A 21,503-nucleotide genomic window follows, 5' to 3' on the forward strand; every position below is an offset into this window, starting at 1 on the left:
GGCGGATCATTTCCTGTTGCGGATGTCACCAAAGCGCTCTCAAAACCGTTTCGCACTTTTCCCGGAATTGCTCTAGATCAGAGCGATGTCGAAAAGAATCGCCGGTCCAGAGATAGAACGCCTGATCCAGCTCCTGGCCAAGGTGCCGGGGCTCGGGCCGCGTTCGGCAAGGCGCGCGGCTCTCCATCTCATCAAGAAGAAGGAGCAGCTGCTCGAGCCTTTAGCCGCAGCCATGGGCGAGGCGGCCGATAAAGTGCGCATCTGCTCGACCTGCGGCAATGTCGACACCTCCGACCCGTGCATGATCTGCACCGATCCACGCCGCGATGCCGGCACGCTTATCGTCGTCGAGGACGTCTCCGATCTCTGGGCGCTGGAACGCGCCGCCGCCATGAACGCGCGCTATCACGTGCTCGGCGGCACGCTGTCGCCGCTCGACGGCATCGGCCCGGACCAGCTCAACATCCGCTCGCTGGTAGACCGTGTCGCCGGCGGCGAGGTGAAGGAGGTGATCCTTGCCGTCAACGCCACCGTCGAGGGCCAGACCACGGCGCACTACCTGACCGATCAGCTCTCGGGTTTCGAGGTCAAGGTGACTAGGCTCGCGCATGGCGTCCCGGTCGGCGGCGAACTCGACTATCTCGACGAAGGCACGCTTGCCGCGGCGCTGCGCTCGAGGACGGCGTTTTGAGGGGAGGGGATTGGTGACTGGCGTTTTTCCCGGAAAGGCCGCACTCCGTCCCACCCCCCTCTGTCTTGCCGGACATCTCCCCCGCAAGGGGGGAGATCAGACGTCACGCCGGCTTTCGCCACTATCCAAGGTCGCAGGAAGAGGCGGGGCACCGAAACAGCCAATCTCCCCCCAAGTGGGGGAGATGTCCGGCAAGACAGAGGGGGGCGCGACAGAACGCGGCTTTTCCAAATTCGGCTTCGCATTTTTCCTTGCGGCGCTTGCCGTCCTCCTCACCCTGCCCGCTCGCGCCACGCCCATCGACAACCAATTCCAGGCCTGGCTGCAAAACGACCTCTGGCCCGAGGCCAAGGCCAAAGGCATTTCCAAAAAGACCTTCGACGCCGCCTTCATCGGCGTGAAGCCGAACCTGAAACTGCCGGATCTCGTCATGCCCGGCGAGAAGCCGGCGACGCCGCAAAAACAGCACCAGGCGGAGTTCGGTCCGCCCGCCAATTATTTCGCCGAGAAGACCATTCGGGCCGTCACCGGCGGAGGACGGTCGCGCGAGAGCGCCAACGCCCGCGTGCTTGGGCTCATCGAGAAGCGCTACGGCGTGCCTGGCGAGATCGTGCTGGCGATCTGGGGTCGCGAGACCGGCTTCGGCGCCGCCAAGATGCCCTACGACGCCTTCGAGGTGCTAGGCACCAAGGCGTTCATGTCGACGAAGAAGGATTTCTTCCGCACCGAGGTGCTGGCCGCACTAGAGATCGTCGAGCGCGGGCTCGCTCCGGTCAATGCGATGAAGTCCTCCTGGGCCGGCGCGCTCGGCCAGCCGCAATTCATGCCGACGTCCTTCCTCAAGCATGCCGTCGATTTCGACGGCGACGGCCGGCCCGACATCTGGAATTCGACGCCGGACGTGCTCGCCTCCATCGCCAACTATCTTGTCCACTATGGCTGGGTGAGGGGGCGCGGCTGGGGGACCGAGGTGATTGCGCCGGCAAACGTCTCCTGCGCGCTCGAAGGACCCGACCAGGGTAAGAAGATTTCTGACTGGGTGGCGATGGGCATCAGGCGCGCCGACGGAAAGGCGTTTCCGGCCAGTGAACTCAAGGCCGAGGGTTTCCTGCTGATGCCGGCCGGACGCAGCGGCCCCGCTTTCATCGTCACGCCGAATTTCTATGTGCTGAAGCAATACAACACCAGCGATCTCTATGCGCTGTTCATCGGCCACGCCGCCGATCGCATCGCCAAAGGCGACGCCACCTTTGCCGGTACCTGGGGGCGGGTGGGCGATCTCCACCGGTCCGATATCGCTGCCCTCCAGCAGGCGCTGGAGGCCAAGGGCTACGATGTCGGCAGTGCCGACGGCCTGCCCGGCTTCAAGACACGCCGCTCGATCGGCGTCTGGCAAGCGAAGAACGGGAAGGCCGCCACCTGCTTTCCGGACGCGAACCTGGTCGCGCAGCTGAAATGACGGGCGACTTCCAAGCGGCCAAGATTTGGCAGATTTTTCCCAATCGACGGCTTCGGCTAGCCGGCGCCTGGGTCGACTCGCGGTGGCCCATTCTGGCCCAATAAGCTGTCTCGAAAAATGCGCGTTGCGGGTTCGAACGCCGCCGAATAGGGTGTTGACCAACTGGACAAAAACCACGACGGTAAGGTCGGTGGGCCGTCGATCGGTCCCAAGGAATTCTGCAACCCTGAGCCGGGAACTCAGGTCAACAATCAACAAAACAGGGAACGACTACCATGATGCTGGAAAGGTTTGCTCTTCGCTCTCGTGGCTTGCTCGCGGGTGTGGCGATGTCGGCGCTGCTCGCGGTGCCGGCCTTTGCGGTCACGCCTGCCGACACGCTGGTCGAAGGTTTCGCAATCGACGACATCATCTCGATGGATCCGGGCGAAGCGTTCGAGCTGTCGACAGCCGAGGTTACCGGCAATACTTATGATCTTCTGGTCCGCCTCGACCTCAACGATACTTCCAAGGTCAAGGGCGATCTCGCCGAAAGCTGGAGCGTTTCGGATGACGGCCTGACCTATACCTTCAAGCTCAAGCCCGGCATGAAGTTCGCCTCCGGCAATCCGATCACCGCGGCCGATGTCGCCTATTCCTTCGAGCGCGCCATCAAGCTCGATAAGAGCCCGGCCTTCATCATCAATCAGTTCGGCATCAGTGGCGACAATGTCACCGAGAAGGCGAAAGCGGTCGACGACACCACCTTCCAGTTCGTTGTCGACAAGGCCTATGCGCCGAGCTTCGTGCTGAACTGCCTGTCGGCCACCGTCGCCTCGGTCGTCGACAGCAAGCTGGTCAAGGAGCATGTCGCCGCCGTCACGCCGAGCGCCGACTACAAATGGGACAACGACTTCGGCAACGCCTGGCTGAAGACCGGCTATGCCGGCTCTGGCCCCTACAAGCTGCGCGAATGGCGCGCCAACGAGGCTGTCGTGCTGGAGCGTAACGACAATTACAATGGCGAGAAGGCCAAGCTCGCCCGCGTCATCTACCGCAACATGAAGGAGAGCTCGGCGCAGCGCCTGGCGCTGGAGGCCGGCGACATCGATGTCGCCCGCAATCTGGAACCGAACGATCTCGATGCCATCTCCAAAAACGCCGATCTCACCACGACAAGCGCGCCGAAGGGCACGGTCTATTACATCAGCCTCAACCAGAAGAACCCGAACCTCGCCAAGCCTGAGGTGCGTCAGGCGTTCAAATATCTCATCGACTATGATGCGATGGCCTCGACCATCCTGAAGGGCATCGGCGAGATCCACCAGTCCTTCCTGCCCAAGGGCGACCTCGGCGCGATCGACGACAATCCGTTCAAGCTCGACGTCGCCAAGGCCAAGGAGCTGCTGGCAAAGGCCGGGTTGGCTGATGGCTTCAAAGTGACCATGGACGTGCGCACCGGCCAGCCGACCACCGGCATGGCGGAATCGATCCAGCAGACGCTCGGCCAGGCCGGTATCAAGCTTGAGATCATCCCCGGCGACGGCAAGCAGACGCTGACCAAATACCGCGCCCGCAACCACGACATCTATATCGGCAATTGGGGCCAGGACTATTTCGATCCCAACTCCAACGCGCAGACTTTCGCCTCGAACCCGGACAATTCCGACAGTGCCAAGATCAAGACACTGGCCTGGCGCAATGCCTGGGATATTCCGGACCTGACCAAGGAAACCGAGGCGGCGCTGCTCGAGAAGGACTCCGCCAAGCGCGCCGACATGTACAAGGACCTGCAGAAGAAGGTCCTCGACACCAGCCCCTTCGTCATCATCCATCAGCAGCTGGAGGTGGCGGGGCTGCGCAAGAACCTGAAGGACTTCAAGCTCGGCCCGAGCTTCGACACCAACTTCGTCTGGCCGGTCTCGAAGGAATAGCGCTTTCGGACGCGCCGCGTGAGCGTAGCTGAGAACCAGGCGGCGGCGGGGCGCGGCGGCGCCCGTCCCGTCGCGCTTCTGTCGTCGATCGGCCGCTTCCTGGTCATCGCGGTGACGACCTATCTCGGTCTTCTCGCGGTGACCTTCTTCATCGGCCGCGTCATCCCGATCGATCCGGTGCTGGCCGTGCTCGGCGACCGGGCCCCGACAGCCGTCGTCGAGCGCACGCGCCGCGAGATGGGGCTCGACCTGCCGCTGATCCAGCAGTTCTACATCTACGTCAAAAACGCGCTCAGCGGCGATTTCGGCACTTCGGTGCTGACCACCAATCCGGTGATGTCCGACATCCGCCGCGTCTTTCCGGCGACCATCGAGCTGGCGACGCTCGGCACGATCATCGGCGCCGTCATCGGCGTGCCGCTCGGCGTGCTGGCCGCGGTGCGGCGCGGCAGCCTCATCGACCAGATCGTGCGCATCATCGGCCTTATCGGCTATTCCGTGCCGATCTTCTGGCTGGGGCTGCTCGGCCTCGTCCTGTTCTACGCCAAGCTGCAATGGGTCGCCTTTCCGGCGCGGCTCGACGTCGTCTACGAATACACTTTCACGCCGATCACCGGCTTCTACCTGCTCGATGCGGCCATGCAGGGACAGTGGGATGTCTTCTACGACGCCTACCGCCACATCATCCTGCCGGCCTCCCTGCTTGGCTATTTCGCGCTCGCCTATATCAGCCGCATGACGCGCTCCTTCATGCTGAACGAGATGGCGCAGGAATATATCGTCGCCGCGCGCGCCAAGGGCCTGTCGGAGACGCGCATCATCTGGGGCCACGCGCTGCGCAACGCCGCTGTGCCGATGGTGACGGTGATCGCGCTTTCCTATGCCAGCCTGCTCGAAGGCTCGGTGTTGACCGAGACCGTCTTCTCCTGGCCGGGCATCGGCCTCTACATCACCAATTCATTGCAGAACGCCGACATGAACGCGGTGCTCGGCGGCACCATCATCATCGGCTCGGTCTTCATCGCCATCAACCTTCTGTCGGACCTGCTCTATCGGCTCCTCGATCCACGGACGAAAGTCGAATGAGCGCCGAGACGATGCAAACCCGTCGCGAATGGCTGCTCAGCGAGCGGCCGTCCTCGCGCATGCAGGCAAGGCTCGGCCGCGCCTATGTGGCCTGGCGGCGCTTCACAGCCAACCGGCTCGCGCTCGTCGGTTTGCTCATCATTCTCGCGTTGGTGGTGGTAGCCGCGCTTGCCGGCGTGCTGGCACCCTACTCGCCAACCGTGGGTGACCTGAAGAATGCCCGTCTGCTGGCGCCGAGCGCCGCGCATTGGTTCGGCACCGACGACCTCGGCCGCGATATCTACTCGCGCATCCTGTACGGCTCGCGCTGGACGCTCTATGTCGTCATCCTCGTCGCCATCATCGCCGCGCCCATCGGCCTGCTGGTCGGCACCGTCGCAGGCTATGCCGGCGGCTGGACCGATGCCATTTTGATGCGCATCACCGACATCTTCCTGGCTTTCCCGAAGCTGGTGCTGGCGCTGGCCTTCGTTGCGGCGCTCGGCCCCGGCATCGAGAACGCGGTGCTGGCGATCGCCATCACCTCCTGGCCGCCTTACGCGCGCATCGCGCGCGCCGAGACGCTGACGGTGCGCAATTCCGACTACATCAAGGCGGTGCAATTGATGGGTGCCTCGCCCTTCCGCATCGTGCTGCGCCACATCATGCCGCTCTGCATCTCCTCGCTGATCATCCGGGTGACGCTCGACATGGCGGGCATCATCCTCACCGCCGCAGGCCTCGGCTTCCTCGGCCTCGGCGCGCAGCCGCCGCTGCCCGAATGGGGCGCGATGATCGCGTCCGGCCGCCGCTTCATCCTCGACCAGTGGTGGGTGGCTGCCGCACCAGGCGTTGCCATCCTCATCGTCAGCCTCGGCTTCAACCTGCTCGGTGACGGCCTGCGCGACGCGCTCGATCCCCGGAGCGGCGACCAATGAGTGGCGACCGATGAGCGGCAACCAATGAGCGGCAATTCCGATAGGCAAACGAAAGGCACGCTGCTCGAAGTCGACGATCTGCGCGTCACTTTCCCGACACGCACCGGGATCGTGCAGGCGGTGCGCGGCGTGTCCTTCTCGCTCGGCCGCGAGCGGCTGGGCATCGTCGGCGAGAGCGGCTCCGGCAAGTCGCAGACCGGCCGCGCCATCATGGGCCTGACACCGCCGCAGGCCGAGGTGTCGGCGAAAAAGCTGCGCTTCGACGGCATCGACCTGCTCTCGGTGTCATCCAGCCGGCGCCGTGCGCTGCGGGGAAACCGCATCGCCATGATCCTGCAGGACCCGAAATACTCGCTCGATCCGGTGATGACCATCGGCCGCCAGATCGTCGAGACGCTGCGCACGCATGAGAAAGTTGGAAAGGCCGAAGCGCGCGAGCGCGCGCTGGAGATGCTTCGGGCGGTCCAGATTCGCGATCCGGCCCGTGTCTTCGACCTTCACCCGCATGAGGTCTCGGGCGGCATGGGCCAGCGCGCGATGATCGCCATGATGCTGATCGCCGGGCCGGAACTGATGATCGCCGACGAGCCGACCTCGGCGCTCGACGTCACCGTGCAGCTCGATGTGCTGAACATTCTCGATAGGCTGGTCGCCGAGCGCGGCATGGGGCTGATCTTCATCTCGCATGATCTGCGCCTGGTGTCCTCCTTCTGCGACCGCGTGGTCGTCATGTATGCCGGCAAGGTGGTCGAGCAGCTCAAGGCGTCCGAGCTGCGCGAGGCCCAGCATCCCTATACGCGCGGCCTGCTCAACTGCATGCCGAGGATCGGCTTCGAGCGACACCCGCTGCCGGTGCTCGACCGCAAGCCGGAGTGGGCGGCATGACGGCCGCCATCACCATCGAAGGGCTGGAGGTGATTTTCGACCGCTTCCGCGCGCTGAAGGGCGTTAAACTCGAAGTCAGGGAAGGCGAGTCCTACGGCCTGGTTGGCGAAAGCGGCTCCGGCAAGTCGACCCTGCTCAAGGCAATCACCGGCCTTGCGCCTGTCGCTGCCGGCACCATCGCTATCAACGGCAAGACGCTTGGCAAGACCCGCGACAAGGCCTTTTACCGCGACGTGCAGATGGTCTTCCAAGATCCGTATGGGTCGCTGCATCCGCGCCAGACCGTCGACCGGCTGCTGCAGGAACCGCTCGCCATTCACGCAATCCAGGATGGCGAGAAGCGCATCGAGCGCGCGCTGGACGAAGTCGGCCTCGGCAAGGGTTTCCGCTTCCGCTATGCGCACCAGCTCTCCGGCGGCCAGCGCCAGCGTGTCGCGATCGCCCGCGCGCTGATCCTCGAACCTTCGATCCTTTTGCTCGACGAGCCGACCTCGGCGCTCGATGCTTCTGTCCAGGCCGAGGTGCTGAACCTGCTCGAAGAGGTGCGGCGGCGGCGCAAGCTCACCTTTCTGATGGTCAGTCACGACCTCGCCATCATCACCCATATGTGCGAACGGCTGATGGTGATGCAGAACGGCGAAGCGGTGGAGACGCTGACCGCAAGCCAGCTGATCGGCCACCGCGTGAGCGAGGATTATACGCGCAACCTGCTTCGGGCGAGCGAGGGGTTTGTGAGGGTGTAGTTTTCTCTCGCAGGTTCGCGACGGGGTGCGACCTGGCTTTTAACTCTCCGCAGCAACGATCACGTCTGCTTTGGCGCCATCCCGCACCCGACATGCAGGGCGGAGCGGCAAGGACGGCAAGGCGGACGATGTCGCGTTCCTGCTCATGGTTCCCTCGGCCCGCGGGAAGCCGCTCCCGGCAGCGGCACGTCGCGGCTGCAGCGAGGATAATCGATCGGCCGGAAAAGGAAACTGTTTCTGCCTGACGATCGACTGGCTGGTCGAGATCGATTTCGGCCTTGCGGCAGGTCCAATCGACTGGGCCAATGTGCCGACTTGAGGAAAACCTGAAATAAGGTCAGAAGAGGCTTTGACGGCATCAAAACGGAGCGGGCGCCGGCCCGATGAGGTGTGAGATGAAGAATTCAGCCATTTCCGAACGCAAGAACCAGTCGATCTCGCGCGGCGTCGGCATGACCACGCAGATCTACGCCGATCGTGCCGAGAATTCGGAAATCTGGGACGTCGAGGGCCGCCGCTACATCGACTTCTCGTCGGGCATTGCGGTGGTCAACACGGGTCACCGCCATCCGAAAGTGATCGAGGCGGTCAAGGCGCAGCTCGACCGCTTCACCCACACTTGCCATCAGGTCGTTCCTTACGAGAGCTATGTGCGCCTCGCCGAGCGCCTGAACGGCATGCTGCCCGGCAAGTTCGACAAGAGGACCGTCTTCGTCACCACTGGCGCCGAGGCGGTCGAGAACGCCATCAAGATCGCGCGCAACGCCACCGGTCGCCAGGCGGTCATCGCCTTTTCCGGCGGCTTCCACGGCCGCACCTTCATGGGCATGGCGCTGACCGGCAAGGTCGTGCCTTACAAGGTTGGCTTCGGCGCCATGCCGGCCGATGTCTTCCATGCGCCGTTCCCGGTCGCGCTGCACGGCGTGTCGGTCGCGGATTCGCTTGCAGCGCTCGACAAGCTGTTCAAGGCCGATGTCGATCCGGCCAGGGTCGCGGCCATCATCGTCGAGCCGGTGCAGGGCGAGGGCGGCTTCTACGAGGCGCCGCGCGATTTCATGACGGCACTGCGCAAGACCTGCGACCAGCACGGCATCCTTCTTGTCGCCGACGAGGTGCAGACCGGCTTTGCCCGCACCGGCAAGATGTTCGCGATGGAGCACCATGACGTGGCGCCGGATCTCACCACCATGGCCAAGAGCCTCGCCGGCGGGTTCCCGCTGTCGGCCGTCACCGGCCGCGCCGAGATCATGGACGCGCCTGGACCGGGCGGGCTCGGCGGCACCTATGGCGGCAGCCCGATCGGCGTCGCCGCGGCGCATGCCGTGCTCGACGTCATCGAGGAAGAAAAGCTGTGCGAGCGCGCCAACGCGCTCGGCGCCAGGCTGAAGCAGCGGCTGGCGTCGATCCGCGAGGACGTGCCGGAGATCGTCGACATCCGCGGCCCGGGCTTCATGAACGCCGTCGAGTTCAATGATGTGAAGAAGGGCCTGCCCTCGGCGGAATTAGCCAATGCGGTGCGGCTGAAGGCGCTCGACAAGGGCCTCATCCTGCTCACCTGCGGCGTCTACGGCAACGTCATCCGCTTCCTGTCGCCAATCACCATCCAGGACGGCGTCATGACGGAGGCGCTGGATATATTGGAGACCTCGATCCGCGAGGCGCGCGCGGCCTAAGGGGCGGACGGTGCGAATGATTCTCCTGGCGGCCCAGGCCGGTGCGGCAACTCGCCGTCAGGAGTTCGGATTCTGTAACCAGGCTGGAATATCCATTTTGGCGTGCAGGACCCGCCACACATCGATATGATCGGCCTGTTCGACATAGAAAATCAGGTACGGATAGCGCTTCAATTGCACACTGCGCAGACCGGGTAGTCCAATCGCATAGCTATATCTCAGCGAGCCCGATGCAGGATGGTTGGCTATCACTTTGTAGGCAGTTTGAAGATCCTCGACATAGGCTAGCGCCACGTGCGAACCAGCTTCGCGTGCATAATAATCGACAGTGTCTTCGATATCCCGCAAGGCAAGGGCACGAGGAATAATTGCCTTTACGGCAACCAATTATTGGCCCAGCGCTCGCTTGCGCAGCGCCGCGAAATAGTCGTCACCGACAGGAGCGCCTGGCGCGGACGAAGCGCCTTCAAGAAGCAGACCGCGCAAACGCTGACGATCCTGATCGTGGCGAATCAATTCACGCACATATTCGCTGCTCGTGCCGTAGCCGCGCTCCGTCACCTGCTGATCGACAAAATGCTTCAAGCTGTCGGGCAGTGAGATATTCATCGTGCTCATTCAACCAATGTAAGGCTGATGGCAAAAATTGGCAATCTCTACGCGCTGGCCCTTGCCGGCTCGTCTTGGCTGAAGGCGGCAAGCGCTGCCTTCAGCGCGTCGGGCCCGGCCGCAACGGTCTGCGGCGTCGGCGAGAAACCGGCGCCGAGCATCTTGCGGCCGAGCATGTGGTCGGCCGGGCGGTTGACGGATTCGATGCCCAGCAGCCGGTTGCCGGCATAGTGGTAGATCGAGAACCTGTTCTCGGCCGGCTCGCCCAGCACGACATGGCTGTCGCCGCCTTGCGTCAGGCCGACCATCTGCAGCTTCATGTCGCAGATATCCGACCAGAACCAAGGCACGGCCGCGAAGGGTTCGGCGTGGCCGACGATGGTGCGCGCGGCAAGCCGCGCCTGGTCGGTGGCGTTCTGCACCGATTCCAGCCGCACGTCGCCGCCGGTGAACCAGTGCCGGTAGGAGGCGGCATCGCCGACGGCGAGGATTTCCGGGATCGAGCTCTGCATATGCTGGTCGACGCGGATGCCGTTGGCGATCGCGATGCCGGCGGCTTCGGCCAGCTCGACATTGGGCACGACGCCGATGCCGATGATCACCAGTTGCGCCGGCAGGCGCTCGCCGCTTGACGTGATCGCGGCCGAAACGCGGCCGCCTTCGCCTTCCAGACGGGCAACCGTGGTGCCGGTGAGCAGGCGCACGCCCATAGCCTCCAGGCGCTGGCGCACATGCGCCGCGATTGCCGGCGCCACGGCGCGGCCGAGAAGCCTGTCGAGCGCCTCGACGACGGTGACCCCGCGGCCGGCGGCCCTCAGCGTCGCTGCGATTTCGAGGCCGATGAAGCCGCCGCCGAGGATGACGACCTCCTCGCTCTGCGCGCTCAACTCGCGGATCAGCCGCGCATCGGCCAGCGAGCGCAGCGACATCACGCCGGCGAGCTCCGCGCCATCGAGCTTGAGGAGGCGCGGCCGCGAGCCGGTGGCCAGCACCAGCCGGTCGAAGGCAATTGTGCCGCCGCCGGAAACGTCCAGCCTGCGCTCGCCACCATCGATCCTGTCGATCCAAACGCCCGGCCGGTAGTCGATGGCATTGCCGGAATAGAAGGCCTCGCCGCGCAAGGGCTGCGGCTTGGCGTCGGCATCCTTGATGAAGGTCTTGGACAGCGGCGGCTTGTGATAGGGCGGCTCGTTCTCGTCGCCGATCAGGATGACAGGCCCGTCATAGCCTTCCTCACGCAGGCTAGCGGCCGCCTGCACGCCCGCATGACCCGCACCGACAATGACCACCCCGTTCTTCATCGCAGCCCTTTTTGCCTTCAAATCTAGGATCTTCCGCCAAGTGGCGATTGTCTGCCGCCGCCGCAAGAGCCGTGGTCCGGGTCGCACCCAGGATGGCCGCCTGTCAATCCGGATATCCGCCGCATGCGCCGCCTTAAAGTTGATAATTCCAGTTTAGAATAATTCTAAACTGTTGTTTCAATTGAATTTTCTCTGTACCGCCAGTTGACTTCCAGCCGCTCCGCCGCTTTATGGAGGGCTGCGCCGCTGGCGCATTCCTTTGATGTCTGGGCCTTGAACCCTTTCGATTGGAGGCATTTCGGTGTCTTTTGCTGATTGGCCGCGCCATTGCGCGGCAACTTTGCCTTTCCGGGCATTCGTGCTTGCGCTGGCGCCGCGCGCCGGCGGCCGCATGCCTATGTCATTGAATTTCTGAGGAGATGGGATTGATGAAAGCGATAATCACGCCGCGAACTATTGCGCTACGTTGGGGCACCAGGCTTGCCGCGATCGGCGCCACCGCGGCGCTGACGGCGGCCGTGTTCGTGCTGCCGGCGAAGGCCGAAACCGATGCGAAGGCGGTGATCAAGACCTATGCCGACATCGCGCTCGCCAAATACGAGGATTCGCTGATCACGGCTGAGGCGCTCGACAAGGCCGTCGACGCGCTTCTCGCCAAGCCCTCGGCAGAGACGCTCAACGCTGCACGCGACGCCTGGAAGGCGGCGCGCGTGCCTTACCAGCAGACCGAGGTCTACCGCTTCGGCAACAAGATCGTGGACGACTGGGAAGGCAAGGTGAATTCCTGGCCGCTGGACGAAGGCCTGATCGACTATGTCGCCAAGAGCTACGGCACCGAGTCGGACGAGAACTCGCTCTATACGGCGAACGTCATTGCGAACAAGGAGATCGAGATCAACGGCAAGAAGGTCGACGCCTCGAAGCTGACGCCGGAGTTCCTGTCAGGCACGCTGCAGGAAGCCGGCGGCGTCGAGGCCAATGTCGCGACCGGCTATCACGCCATCGAATTCCTGCTTTGGGGCCAGGATTTGCACGGCACCGGTCCAGGCGCCGGCGAGCGCCCGTACACCGACTACGATCTCAAGAACTGCACTGGCGGCAATTGCGACCGCCGCGCGGAATATCTGAAGTCGGCAAGCGACCTTCTGGTCTCCGACCTGCAGGAGATGGTCAACAACTGGAAGGAAGACGGCGCCGCGCGCAAGACCCTCGTCGATGGCGAGCCGAATTCCGGCATCTCCACCATCCTCACCGGCATGGGATCGCTCTCCTATGGCGAACTGGCCGGCGAGCGCATGAAGCTCGGCCTTTTGCTGCACGATCCGGAGGAGGAGCAGGACTGCTTCTCCGACAACACCTACAACTCGCATCTCTATGATGCGATCGGCATCCGCGCCGCCTATCACGCCAACTATACGCGCCTCGACGGCACCGTGGTTTCCGGCCCGTCGGTGTCGGACATGGTGAAGGTGGCCGATCCGGCGATCGACAAGGAACTGTCGGACAAGCTCGATACTTCGGTCGCCAAGATGGAAGCGATCAAGGCGCGGGCGCTGGCCGGCGAGGCCTATGACCAGCAGATCGCCGAAGGCAATGCGGAAGGCAACGCCACTGTGCAGGCGGCGATCGACGCGCTGATCGACCAGACCAAGTCGATCGAACGCGCGGTCGGCTCGCTCAAGCTCAATGCCATCGCCTTCGAGGGCTCCGACAGCCTCGATGCTCCCGACAAGGTGTTCAAGTAGCACCCGAGCATGATCCCAAAAAGTGGAAGCCGGTTTTTGGACAAGATCATGCTCAATTGAGAAACAAGCCAAACGGCGCCGGAACAGCGCCGCTAGCCAGAGCAAGTGAATGCTGATCTGCCATTGCAACATCATCACCGAGAAGGAGATCGAGCAGACGATCATCGGTCTGCTGGATGAAGATCCCTGGCAGCTTATCGTGCCGGCCAAGGTCTATCATGCCATGCGCAAGCGCGGCCGCTGTTGCGGCTGCTTTCCAAATGTGGTGGAAACGATCATTCGGGTCACCGAGAACTACCACGCCCGTTCAGAGGGGAGCGGCGCGGATATCGTTTCACACCTGGACCGCGTCAGAGGACTGCGCGGCCAATTCGGGAGCAGAACCCATGAAAGGCGAACCGCAGGTCATCGAGCGGCTTAACGAAGCCCTGTTTCTGGAGCTTGGTGCCGTCAATCAGTACTGGGTCCATTATCGTCTGCTCGAAGACTGGGGCTACACCAAGCTGGCAAAGAAGGAGCGGGCGGAATCGATCGAAGAAATGCATCACGCCGACCGGCTGGTTGCCCGCATCATCTTCCTCGAAGGCCATCCGAACCTGCAGTCGGTCGCGCCGTTGCGTATCGGCCAGAATGTGAAGGAAGTGCTCGAATCCGATCTCGCCGGCGAATATGACGCGCGCACCTCCTACAAGCGCTCGCGCGAGATTTGCCAGGATGCGGGCGACTACGTGTCGATGAAACTGTTCGAGGATCTGCTGACGGACGAGGAAGGCCACATCGACTTCCTGGAGAGTCAGCTCGACCTGCTCGCCTCGATCGGCGAGGAAAAGTACGGCCAGCTCAACGCCGACTCGGCCAACGAGGCGGAGTAAGGACATGCGGGAATGCGGCGCCCGATAGATTTTTCGCGCCGCTCATGGCGGGCCGAGATAGCCGGCCTGCTGCTCCCGAGGAACCCGCGATACCGGATCTGGCGCGGTGCCACGCTCCTGCTGGCAATCACGCTTTCTGCTCCCGCCATGGCGGGCGAGCCGGCGGGTCTGCCGACGAGCCGCACAGATCTGACGCCGGAGGATCAGGCGCGGGTGTTGGCGGTCACCAAGCCTACGACCGACTTTACAAAGCCCGAACCGTTCGAGCTGATGCAGGGCGGCGCCGGCACGTCGAGGAAGGACGTCAACCGCGAGGCCTTCTCGCAGCCTTCCGCCAACATCACCTTCGAGGAGGAAGGGACCTTCAAGCTCGGCAATGCGCTGTTTCGCAAGAACTGGGTGTCGTCGCCGTCATCGACCCAAGCGTCCGACGGGCTCGGGCCGCTGTTCAACGAACGCGCATGCCAGAACTGCCATCTGAAGGATGGTCGCGGCCGTCCGCCGGGAAGCGGCACAGGCTCGACCTCGATGTTCTTGCGGCTGGCGCGCGATGCAAGCAATGCCGAGGAGAGAGCCGAACTTGCCGACCACAAGCTGCCAAATTTCCCCGATCCTGTCTATGGCTCGCAATTGCAGGATCTGGCCGTTCCCGCCCTCAAGGGTGAAGGCCACATGCGCATCGACTATTCGGAAGAGAAGGTCACGCTGGGCGACGGTGCCGTCGTTTTGCTGCGCAAGCCCCGCTACTCGGTCGAGAATCTGGGCTATGGCCCGCTCGACCCGCGCACGACGTTGTCGCCGCGCCTGACGCCGCCAATGATCGGGCTCGGACTGATCGAGGAGATCGCCCCGGCCGACATCCTCGCCCTTGCCGATCCGCATGACCGCGACAGCGACGGCATCTCCGGCCGGCCGAACATAGTTCGCGAGGAGTTGAGCGGCGCGATAACTTTGGGCCGCTTCGGCTGGAAAGCTCAGGCCGCATCGATCCGGCAGCAGGCCGCCGATGCCTTTGCCGGCGATATCGGCATCTCGACGCCTGAAGTGCCGAAGCATTGGGGCGATTGCACCGAGGGTGAGAAGGCGTGCCTTACCCTGCCGAATGGCGTCCAAGAGCGCCTGGGCGCGGCGGAAGCGCCGCCCCCGGTCATGGACCTCGTCACCTTCTATTCGCAGAACCTCGCTGTGCCGGCGCGGCGCGACCTCGACAAGCCGGAGGTTCTTTCCGGCAAGAAGCAGTTCTACGAGATGGGCTGCATTTCCTGCCACACGCCGAAATTCGTCACCATGCGCGGCACGCCCAACAAGGCGCAAGCCTTCCAACTGATCTGGCCCTATTCCGATTTCCTGCTGCACGACATGGGCGAGGGTCTCGCCGACGGGCAGCGCGTGGGGGAAGCGAGCGGCAGCGCATGGCGCACGCCGCCGCTCTGGGGCATCGGCCTGACCGCCACGGTCAATGGCAACAGCTTCTATCTGCATGACGGCCGCGCGCGGACGCTCGAAGAGGCGATCCTGTGGCATGGCGGCGAGGGCCAGAAGGCGCGCGACCGCTTCGCCGGCGCAGCTGCGGCCGACCGCGATGCGCTGATCAAATTCCTGGAGTCGCTCTGATGTTTAACCGTCGCGCCGCCGCGCTTGCCCTTCCTTTCTTGCTGGCCGTGGCCTTGCCGACCCAGGCCGCGGTCAAAGCTTCCGATCTTATCGGACGCGCGATCGACGGCTTCGTCCGCCCGGCCTACGCCAGCCTCGACGATCATGCCGGGACCCTGACCCAGGCGATGCGCCAGCTCTGCAATGCGCCGTCCCAGCAAAATCTCGACGCGGCGCGTACCGAGTTTTCCGCCACAGTCGAAGCCTGGTCGGTGGCCGAGATCATCGCCTTCGGGCCCATCAAGGAAAACAACCGGCTGGAGCGCATGCTGTACTGGCCGGACCGCAAGAGCATCGGATTGAGGCAGGTGAAGTCGACCCTCGTTGCCAAGGATCCATCCGCCGCCGATCCGGCGCAACTCGCGCGAAAGAGCGTTGCCATGCAGGGCCTCGGTGCGTTGGAATATGTGCTGTTCGGCGATGGTGCCGAAACGCTTGCCAGTAAGGACGATCCCTATCGCTGCGCCTACGGGGCGGCGGTGGCCAGCAACATGCAGGCGATCGCCGGCGAGGTCCGCGAAGCATGGAGCAAGCCCGATGGTTTTGCCTCGCTCTGGGCCAATCCGGGGCCGAAGAACCCGCTCTATCGTGATGGCACCGAAGCGGTCACGGAACTGGTCGGCGTTTTCATCAATGAGCTGGAAATGATCCGCGACGTGCGGCTCAAGGGTTTTCTTGGCGCGAAGCCCGATGCTGACAAGCCGAAGCAGGCGATCTACTGGCGCTCGCAGAACACGCTGAATTCGCTGGCCGGAAATCTGTCCGGCATCGACAAGCTGTTCCAGGCCTCTAAGCTTGGCGATGCGCTGCCCGCCGATGCGCGGTGGATGGCCGAATCCATCCACATCCAGCTGACCAACGGCGTGGCGACGGCGAAGTCCGTTAGCGGCCCGATCGACAAGGCGCTCGCCGATCCGGCGCTGCGCGACAAGCTCGAGCATCTCGCGCTGATCACCTCCAGCCTCTCGACCCTGATCGGCACCAGGATGACCGCCGAGTTTGGCCTGACCGCCGGCTTTTCGTCGCTGGATGGTGATTGACGCCGTGACGACGCCGCTCATCGATCGCCGCGACTTTCTGCGTGCCGCCGGCGCCGGCTTCGCCGCGGCGATGGCGCCGCGCGCCTGGGCGGAGACGCTTGCAACGGACGCCGTCTTCGCCACGGCCTTCGTCAGGCGCGACGGCAGCTTCGGCGCCGCCGTGCTCTCCGAGGCCGGCAAGATCCTGCACACGCTCGATCTGCCCGACCGTGGCCACGACGTCGCCTTCGATCCGGTGTCGAAACGCTCGATCGTCTTCGCCCGCCAGCCCGGCATCTTCGCGATGGTCTTCGACCACACCGGCCGCGAGAAGCCTTTGACCATCGCCAGCATCGCCGGCCGGCACTTCTTCGGTCACGGCGTGTTCTCGCCCGACGGCGCGCTGCTCTATGCAACGGAAAATGATTTCGACAACGCCACCGGCGTCGTCGGCGTCTATGACGCACGGGCGAAGTTCAGCCGCGTCGGCGAGTTCCCGACCTACGGCATGGGTCCGCACGAACTGCTGCTGCTCGCCGACGGCAGGACGCTCGCCATCGCCAATGGCGGCATCGAAACGCATCCGGATTTCGGCCGCGCCGAGCTCAACATCGCAACGATGAAGCCTTCCTACACGCTGGTCGACCGCATCACTGGCGACCTGATCGAAAAGCACGAATTGCCGCCGGCGCTGCATCAGCTGTCGATCCGTCACATGGACCGCGACCGGACGGGCACCGTCTGGTTCGGCTGTCAATATCGCGGGCCGGCGATCGACCGGCCGGCGCTGGTCGGCCGCGCCGCGCGCGGCAAGGAGCTCCAGCTTTTGGAAATGCCGCAGGACGTGCTGTCGGGCTTCCGCAACTATATCGGCTCGGTTGCCGCCAATCCCGATGCCGGCACCGTCGCCGTGACCTCGCCGGAGGGTAATTCGCTGGCCGTCATCGATGCCGCCAGCGGACGCGTTGTCGCGACGAAGTCGCTGGTCGAAGTTTGCGGTCTCGCGCCGGACGGCGCCGACTTCATGGCAACGACCGGCGCTGGCGAGATCGTCGGCGGTGCGGGCGGGTCGCGCGCCGAACCTGACTATGTCTGGGACAACCACGTGCTGCGCATCGCGGCTGCGGGCTGATCGCTGTCAAGGCCAGCTTCGCTGATGTCGCGCTAAAGCCAAGCCGCATAACATTTATGCGGCGTGGCCCTTGCGGCGGCGGGCCATGCCGGGCACAGGGAATGTGTTTTGATCCAGTTGGTTAACCGGCCCTATGAAGCTGCTCGCCATCGACTGCGCCGCCAATCTCTGCGCCGCCTGCGTACACGACGCTGACGCTGGCATCGAGCTTGGCCGCCAGGTGCTCGACCTCGGCAAAGGGCATGCCGAGCATCTGATGGCCGTCATCGAGGCGGCATTGAAGGCCAGCGGGATCGGCTACCAAGGCTTGGACGCTGTGGCCGTCTCGATCGGCCCCGGTTCTTTCACTGGCCTGCGCGTCGGCGTCTCGACCGCGCGCGGCTTGGCCCTGGCGCTGAAGATCCCGGCCATCGGCGTGACGACGCTGGAAGCGTTGGCGGCGGAGGCCGCGAATGCCTTTCCCGGCCGCGCCGTGCTGGCGGCGCTCGACGCCGGCCGCGAGGAACTCCATGCGGCACTTTTCGATGAAGCGTTAGTTATGACTTACGGACCAACGGTGGCCACGCTTTCCCAAGCGACCGGAATGGCAGTCGATGCGAAAGCGGTCCTCACCGGCACCGCCGCGCCGCTGATTGCGGCAGCGGCCGGGCCGGACTTCGACACCGGGCCGGCCGTAGCCACAGCCGACATCGCGACCTATGCCCGACTGGCCGCCGCGAAAGGGCCAGGCGCAAAGCCGAAGCCGCTCTATCTGCGCGGCGCCGACGCCAAGCCGCAGGCCGGTTTCATTCTGCCAAGGCGGAACCATGAATCCGGGAAGCCGGGTTCTGGAGAAGATCATGCACCAAAGGGAAAAAAATCCTGATGCGCATCCCTTTCTTTCAGCCGCGCCGCAGGGATTATGCGCTGGAGCCGCTGACGGTGGCCGACAGCGCCGCCGTTGCGGTGCTGCATCGCGAGGATTTCGTTCGCCCCTGGACCGATGGCGAGTTCGCGGCACTGCTCGAACAGGACACCGTGTTCGGTTACGCCGCGCGCGAGACCGGGCAGGGTGCGAAGCCGCCGGTCGGTTTCGTGCTGGCGCGGCTCGCGGCAGGCGAGGGCGAGATCCTTACGGTCGCGGTGGCTCGCGCCCATCGGCGCCAGGGGCTTGGCTGGCAATTGATCGATGCGGTGCTGCGCGAATTGCATGCGCAGCGCGCCGAGGCGCTGTTCCTCGAGGTCGACGAGACCAATACGCCGGCCATCGCGCTCTATCGCCGACTCGGCTTCCGTCAGGTCGGCCAGCGTCCGAACTACTACCGGTCGACCGAGCACGGCCCGACCGGCGCGCTTGTCATGCGCCGCGATCTTCGCTAGCCAGACCGTGGGATAGGGCCGGAGCGAATGATCAAGAAATTGCGGATTTTCCTGGCGTTCGGCCTCGTCGCCGCCGGCACGCTGGTGCTGGCGCCGCTGCAGCTCCTGTCGATGAAGACGAGGCTTTGGCCGGAGACGGTGGTCCTCAAAATCTGGCACAGCATGATCCTCAAGGCGCTCGGCATGCGTGTGCACGTCAAAGGCGCGCTCTCGAAGGAGCGCCCCTTGCTCATCGCGGCCAACCACATCTCCTGGACCGACATCATGGTGCTCGGTTCCTTTGTCGATGTGAAGTTCATCGCCAGGGCCGACATGGAAGGCTGGCCGATGATCGGCATGCTGGCCAAGCTGCAGCGCACCGTCTTCATCGAGCGCGAGCGCAAACGCACCTCCGGCGACCAGGCGAGCGAGATCGCCAAACGCATGGCCAAGGGCGATGCGATGGTGCTGTTCGCCGAGGGTTCGACCGGCGACGGCAATCTGGTGCTGCCGTTCAAGAGCACCTTGTTCGGTGCCGCCTCGATGGCGATTTCGGAAGGGGCGGCGGACCAAGTGTTTATCCAGCCGGTGGCGATCGCCTATACGCGCCTGCATGGCGTGCCGATGGGCCGCCGTCACCGGCCGATCGCCGCCTGGATCGGCGACCAGGACCTGATGCCGCATTTGAAGGGTTTGCTTGCCGAAGGCTCGCTCGATGCCGAAGTGCATTTCGGTGATCCGGTGCCCTTCTCCAAGGGTTCAAACCGCAAGGAAACGGCAAGATTGATGGAAGCCAGGGTGCGCGAGATGATGCAGGCTGCGCTCGCCGAGCCGCGTCCCAGTCGTCAGCGCATAGCTTGAAAAACCGACGCGCGGCGCCGTAGCCTGCCGGAATCGGCTGTTTTTTGTCGCGGAAAGGCGCTAGAAGCCGCCCGATGGAATTGAACACGATTGAAAGTCACGACATCGGCACCGCGCCTGAGCGCGAGCCGGTGCATGCCGGGGCGGCGAAAAAGGTCTTCGTCAAGACTTATGGCTGCCAGATGAATGTCTATGATTCCCAGCGTATGACCGATGCGCTGGCAGCCGACGGCTATGTCGCCACCGACGCCGTCGAAGACGCCGATCTGGTGCTGCTCAACACCTGCCACATCCGCGAGAAGGCAGCCGAAAAAGTCTATTCGGAGCTTGGCCGCATCCGCGACATGAAGGCCGAGCGCGCCGAGGCCGGCCGTGAGCTGCTGATCGGCGTCGCCGGCTGCGTGGCGCAGGCCGAAGGGGCGGAAATCATACGCCGTGCGCCGGCCGTCGATCTCGTCATCGGCCCTCAGACCTATCACCGGCTGCCCGACGTGCTGGCGAGGGTACGCGGCGGCGAGAAGATCGTCGAGACCGACTACGCCATTGAGGACAAATTCGAGCATCTGCCGCAGCCGAAGCGCGCCGAGCTGGCAAAGCGCGGCGTCACCGCTTTCCTTACCGTTCAGGAGGGCTGCGACAAGTTCTGCACCTTCTGCGTCGTGCCCTATACGCGCGGCTCCGAAGTCTCGCGGCCGGTGGCCCAGATCGTCGCCGAGGCCGAGCGCCTCGCCGAGGCTGGCGTGCGCGAGGTGACGCTGCTCGGTCAGAACGTCAACGCCTGGCACGGCGAGGGCGAAAACGGCGAGGAATGGGGCCTCGGCCGCCTGCTCTTCCGCCTGGCGAAAATTCCCGGCCTGGCGCGGCTGCGCTACACCACCAGCCATCCGCGCGACATGGATGATGAATTGATCGCCGCGCACCGTGACCTGCCGGCCTTGATGCCCTATCTGCATTTACCAGTGCAGTCTGGCTCCGACCGGATACTGAAGGCGATGAACCGCAGGCATACGGCACGCGATTATCTGGCCCTCATCGATCGCATCCGCACCGCCCGCGGCGATATCGCCATGTCCGGCGACTTCATCGTCGGCTTCCCCGGCGAGACGGAAGCGGATTTCGAGGCAACGCTCGAACTGGTGCGCGAGGTGAATTACGCTTCGGCCTTCACGTTCAAATATTCGCCGCGTCCCGGCACGCCGGGCGCCGAGATGGACGGCCATGTGTCGGAAGCCGTGAAGGACGAGCGGCTGCAGCGCCTGCAGGCGCTGGTCAACGAGCAGCAGAAGGCATTCATCGCCAGCCTGGTCGGCAGCACCGTCAGCACGCTGATCGAGAAGCCCGGCCGCCATGCCGGTCAGATCGTCGGCCGCTCGCCCTGGCTGCAGCCTGTTATTGTTGACGACAAGGCCGGCGGAATCGGTGACATTATCGACGTACGAATCACGAAGACAGGTCCCAACAGCCTGTTCGCCGAGTTGGCCTGATGCATGTCGCCCAAAAAGTGCTGGCGGTTTCGGGACAACGACATGCATAGCCACAAGCCTCGGCAGATGAGGAGAGACGGTTGAGCGCTGCTGAACTGAAGAATCCGCCCCAGAACCAGGCA

The 21,503-nt window shown here is 64.0% G+C and carries 21 protein-coding genes; 18 read left to right on the top strand and 3 right to left on the bottom strand.

Annotated features, from left to right (window positions below):
• Positions 1-85 precede the first annotated feature (85 nt).
• From recR to P9254_RS19730, 8 genes are all read left to right on the top strand, one after another.
• Positions 86-691 (top strand): recombination mediator RecR, encoded by a 606-nt coding sequence (recR, locus tag P9254_RS19695; protein ID WP_095782873.1) that lies wholly within the window; start codon positions 86-88, stop codon positions 689-691.
• A 184-nt stretch (positions 692-875) separates the two neighbouring features.
• The gene (locus tag P9254_RS19700; RefSeq protein WP_278057270.1) at positions 876-2,150 is read left to right on the top strand and encodes a lytic murein transglycosylase; all 1,275 of its coding nucleotides are present in this window, start codon (positions 876-878) and stop codon (positions 2,148-2,150) included.
• 275 nt (positions 2,151-2,425) lie between these two features.
• Positions 2,426-4,063, top strand: coding sequence for an ABC transporter substrate-binding protein (locus P9254_RS19705; protein WP_127247617.1), 1,638 nt, complete (start codon positions 2,426-2,428; stop codon positions 4,061-4,063).
• Between the two features lie 18 nt (positions 4,064-4,081).
• Positions 4,082-5,149: an ABC transporter permease gene (locus P9254_RS19710; RefSeq protein WP_278057271.1), complete on the top strand. Its 1,068-nt coding sequence runs from the start codon at positions 4,082-4,084 to the stop codon at positions 5,147-5,149.
• Positions 5,146-6,066, top strand: a complete 921-nt coding sequence (nikC, locus tag P9254_RS19715) for a nickel transporter permease (RefSeq protein WP_095799313.1) — start codon at positions 5,146-5,148, stop codon at positions 6,064-6,066. The genes P9254_RS19710 and nikC overlap by 4 nt, the downstream gene beginning before the upstream one ends.
• Before the next feature lie 24 nt (positions 6,067-6,090).
• Complete coding sequence (locus P9254_RS19720; RefSeq protein WP_066996477.1) at positions 6,091-6,951, top strand: ABC transporter ATP-binding protein; 861 nt, start codon at positions 6,091-6,093, stop codon at positions 6,949-6,951.
• Positions 6,948-7,694: an ABC transporter ATP-binding protein gene (locus tag P9254_RS19725; protein ID WP_067324757.1), complete on the top strand. Its 747-nt coding sequence runs from the start codon at positions 6,948-6,950 to the stop codon at positions 7,692-7,694. The genes P9254_RS19720 and P9254_RS19725 overlap by 4 nt, the downstream gene beginning before the upstream one ends.
• Before the next feature lie 395 nt (positions 7,695-8,089).
• A complete protein-coding gene (locus P9254_RS19730) occupies positions 8,090-9,367 on the top strand; it encodes a 4-aminobutyrate--2-oxoglutarate transaminase (RefSeq protein WP_067324759.1) in 1,278 nt (425 codons plus the stop codon).
• A 57-nt stretch (positions 9,368-9,424) separates the two neighbouring features.
• Here P9254_RS19730 and P9254_RS19735 read toward each other — a convergent pair whose 3' ends face one another.
• Genes P9254_RS19735 through P9254_RS19745 form a run of 3 tightly spaced genes read right to left on the bottom strand, consistent with a single transcriptional unit; the run spans position 9,425 to position 11,277 of the window.
• Complete coding sequence (locus P9254_RS19735) at positions 9,425-9,754, bottom strand: type II toxin-antitoxin system RelE/ParE family toxin (RefSeq protein WP_067324496.1); 330 nt, start codon at positions 9,752-9,754, stop codon at positions 9,425-9,427.
• Positions 9,755-9,985 (bottom strand): type II toxin-antitoxin system ParD family antitoxin, encoded by a 231-nt coding sequence (locus P9254_RS19740; protein WP_067324498.1) that lies wholly within the window; start codon positions 9,983-9,985, stop codon positions 9,755-9,757.
• Positions 9,986-10,023: 38 nt separating this feature from the next.
• Positions 10,024-11,277 (bottom strand): NAD(P)/FAD-dependent oxidoreductase, encoded by a 1,254-nt coding sequence (locus P9254_RS19745; RefSeq protein WP_278057272.1) that lies wholly within the window; start codon positions 11,275-11,277, stop codon positions 10,024-10,026.
• A gap of 428 nt (positions 11,278-11,705) precedes the next feature.
• Here P9254_RS19745 and P9254_RS19750 point away from each other — a divergent pair, with 428 nt between their 5' ends.
• From P9254_RS19750 to miaB, 10 genes are all read left to right on the top strand, one after another.
• The gene (locus P9254_RS19750) at positions 11,706-13,022 is read left to right on the top strand and encodes an imelysin family protein (RefSeq protein WP_278057273.1); all 1,317 of its coding nucleotides are present in this window, start codon (positions 11,706-11,708) and stop codon (positions 13,020-13,022) included.
• A gap of 109 nt (positions 13,023-13,131) precedes the next feature.
• Positions 13,132-13,443 carry a (2Fe-2S)-binding protein gene (locus P9254_RS19755; protein WP_066996295.1) on the top strand — a complete coding sequence of 104 codons (312 nt, stop codon included), beginning with the start codon at positions 13,132-13,134 and terminating at the stop codon, positions 13,441-13,443.
• The gene (gene bfr, locus P9254_RS19760; protein WP_067324504.1) at positions 13,409-13,894 is read left to right on the top strand and encodes a bacterioferritin; all 486 of its coding nucleotides are present in this window, start codon (positions 13,409-13,411) and stop codon (positions 13,892-13,894) included. Before P9254_RS19755 ends, bfr begins: the two co-directional genes overlap by 35 nt.
• A 12-nt stretch (positions 13,895-13,906) precedes the next feature.
• Positions 13,907-15,508: a di-heme oxidoreductase family protein gene (locus tag P9254_RS19765; RefSeq protein WP_278057274.1), complete on the top strand. Its 1,602-nt coding sequence runs from the start codon at positions 13,907-13,909 to the stop codon at positions 15,506-15,508.
• Entirely contained in the window at positions 15,508-16,587 is a 1,080-nt protein-coding gene (locus P9254_RS19770; RefSeq protein WP_278057275.1) for an imelysin family protein, read from the top strand. Before P9254_RS19765 ends, P9254_RS19770 begins: the two co-directional genes overlap by 1 nt.
• Positions 16,588-16,591: 4 nt before the next feature.
• Positions 16,592-17,698 carry a DUF1513 domain-containing protein gene (locus P9254_RS19775; protein WP_278057276.1) on the top strand — a complete coding sequence of 369 codons (1,107 nt, stop codon included), beginning with the start codon at positions 16,592-16,594 and terminating at the stop codon, positions 17,696-17,698.
• 133 nt (positions 17,699-17,831) lie between these two features.
• The gene (tsaB, locus tag P9254_RS19780; RefSeq protein ID WP_278057277.1) at positions 17,832-18,563 is read left to right on the top strand and encodes a tRNA (adenosine(37)-N6)-threonylcarbamoyltransferase complex dimerization subunit type 1 TsaB; all 732 of its coding nucleotides are present in this window, start codon (positions 17,832-17,834) and stop codon (positions 18,561-18,563) included.
• A complete protein-coding gene (rimI, locus tag P9254_RS19785) occupies positions 18,563-19,057 on the top strand; it encodes a ribosomal protein S18-alanine N-acetyltransferase (RefSeq protein WP_095777510.1) in 495 nt (164 codons plus the stop codon). Before tsaB ends, rimI begins: the two co-directional genes overlap by 1 nt.
• 27 nt (positions 19,058-19,084) lie before the next feature.
• On the top strand, positions 19,085-19,897 hold the full coding sequence (locus P9254_RS19790) for a lysophospholipid acyltransferase family protein (RefSeq protein ID WP_278057278.1): 813 nt from the start codon (positions 19,085-19,087) through the stop codon (positions 19,895-19,897).
• Between the two features lie 74 nt (positions 19,898-19,971).
• Positions 19,972-21,381: a tRNA (N6-isopentenyl adenosine(37)-C2)-methylthiotransferase MiaB gene (miaB, locus tag P9254_RS19795; protein WP_278057279.1), complete on the top strand. Its 1,410-nt coding sequence runs from the start codon at positions 19,972-19,974 to the stop codon at positions 21,379-21,381.
• Positions 21,382-21,503: the final 122 nt, after the last annotated feature.

The sequence above is a fragment of the Mesorhizobium sp. WSM4983 genome, from assembly GCF_029625765.1.
Classification (GTDB): Bacteria; Pseudomonadota; Alphaproteobacteria; order Rhizobiales; family Rhizobiaceae; genus Mesorhizobium.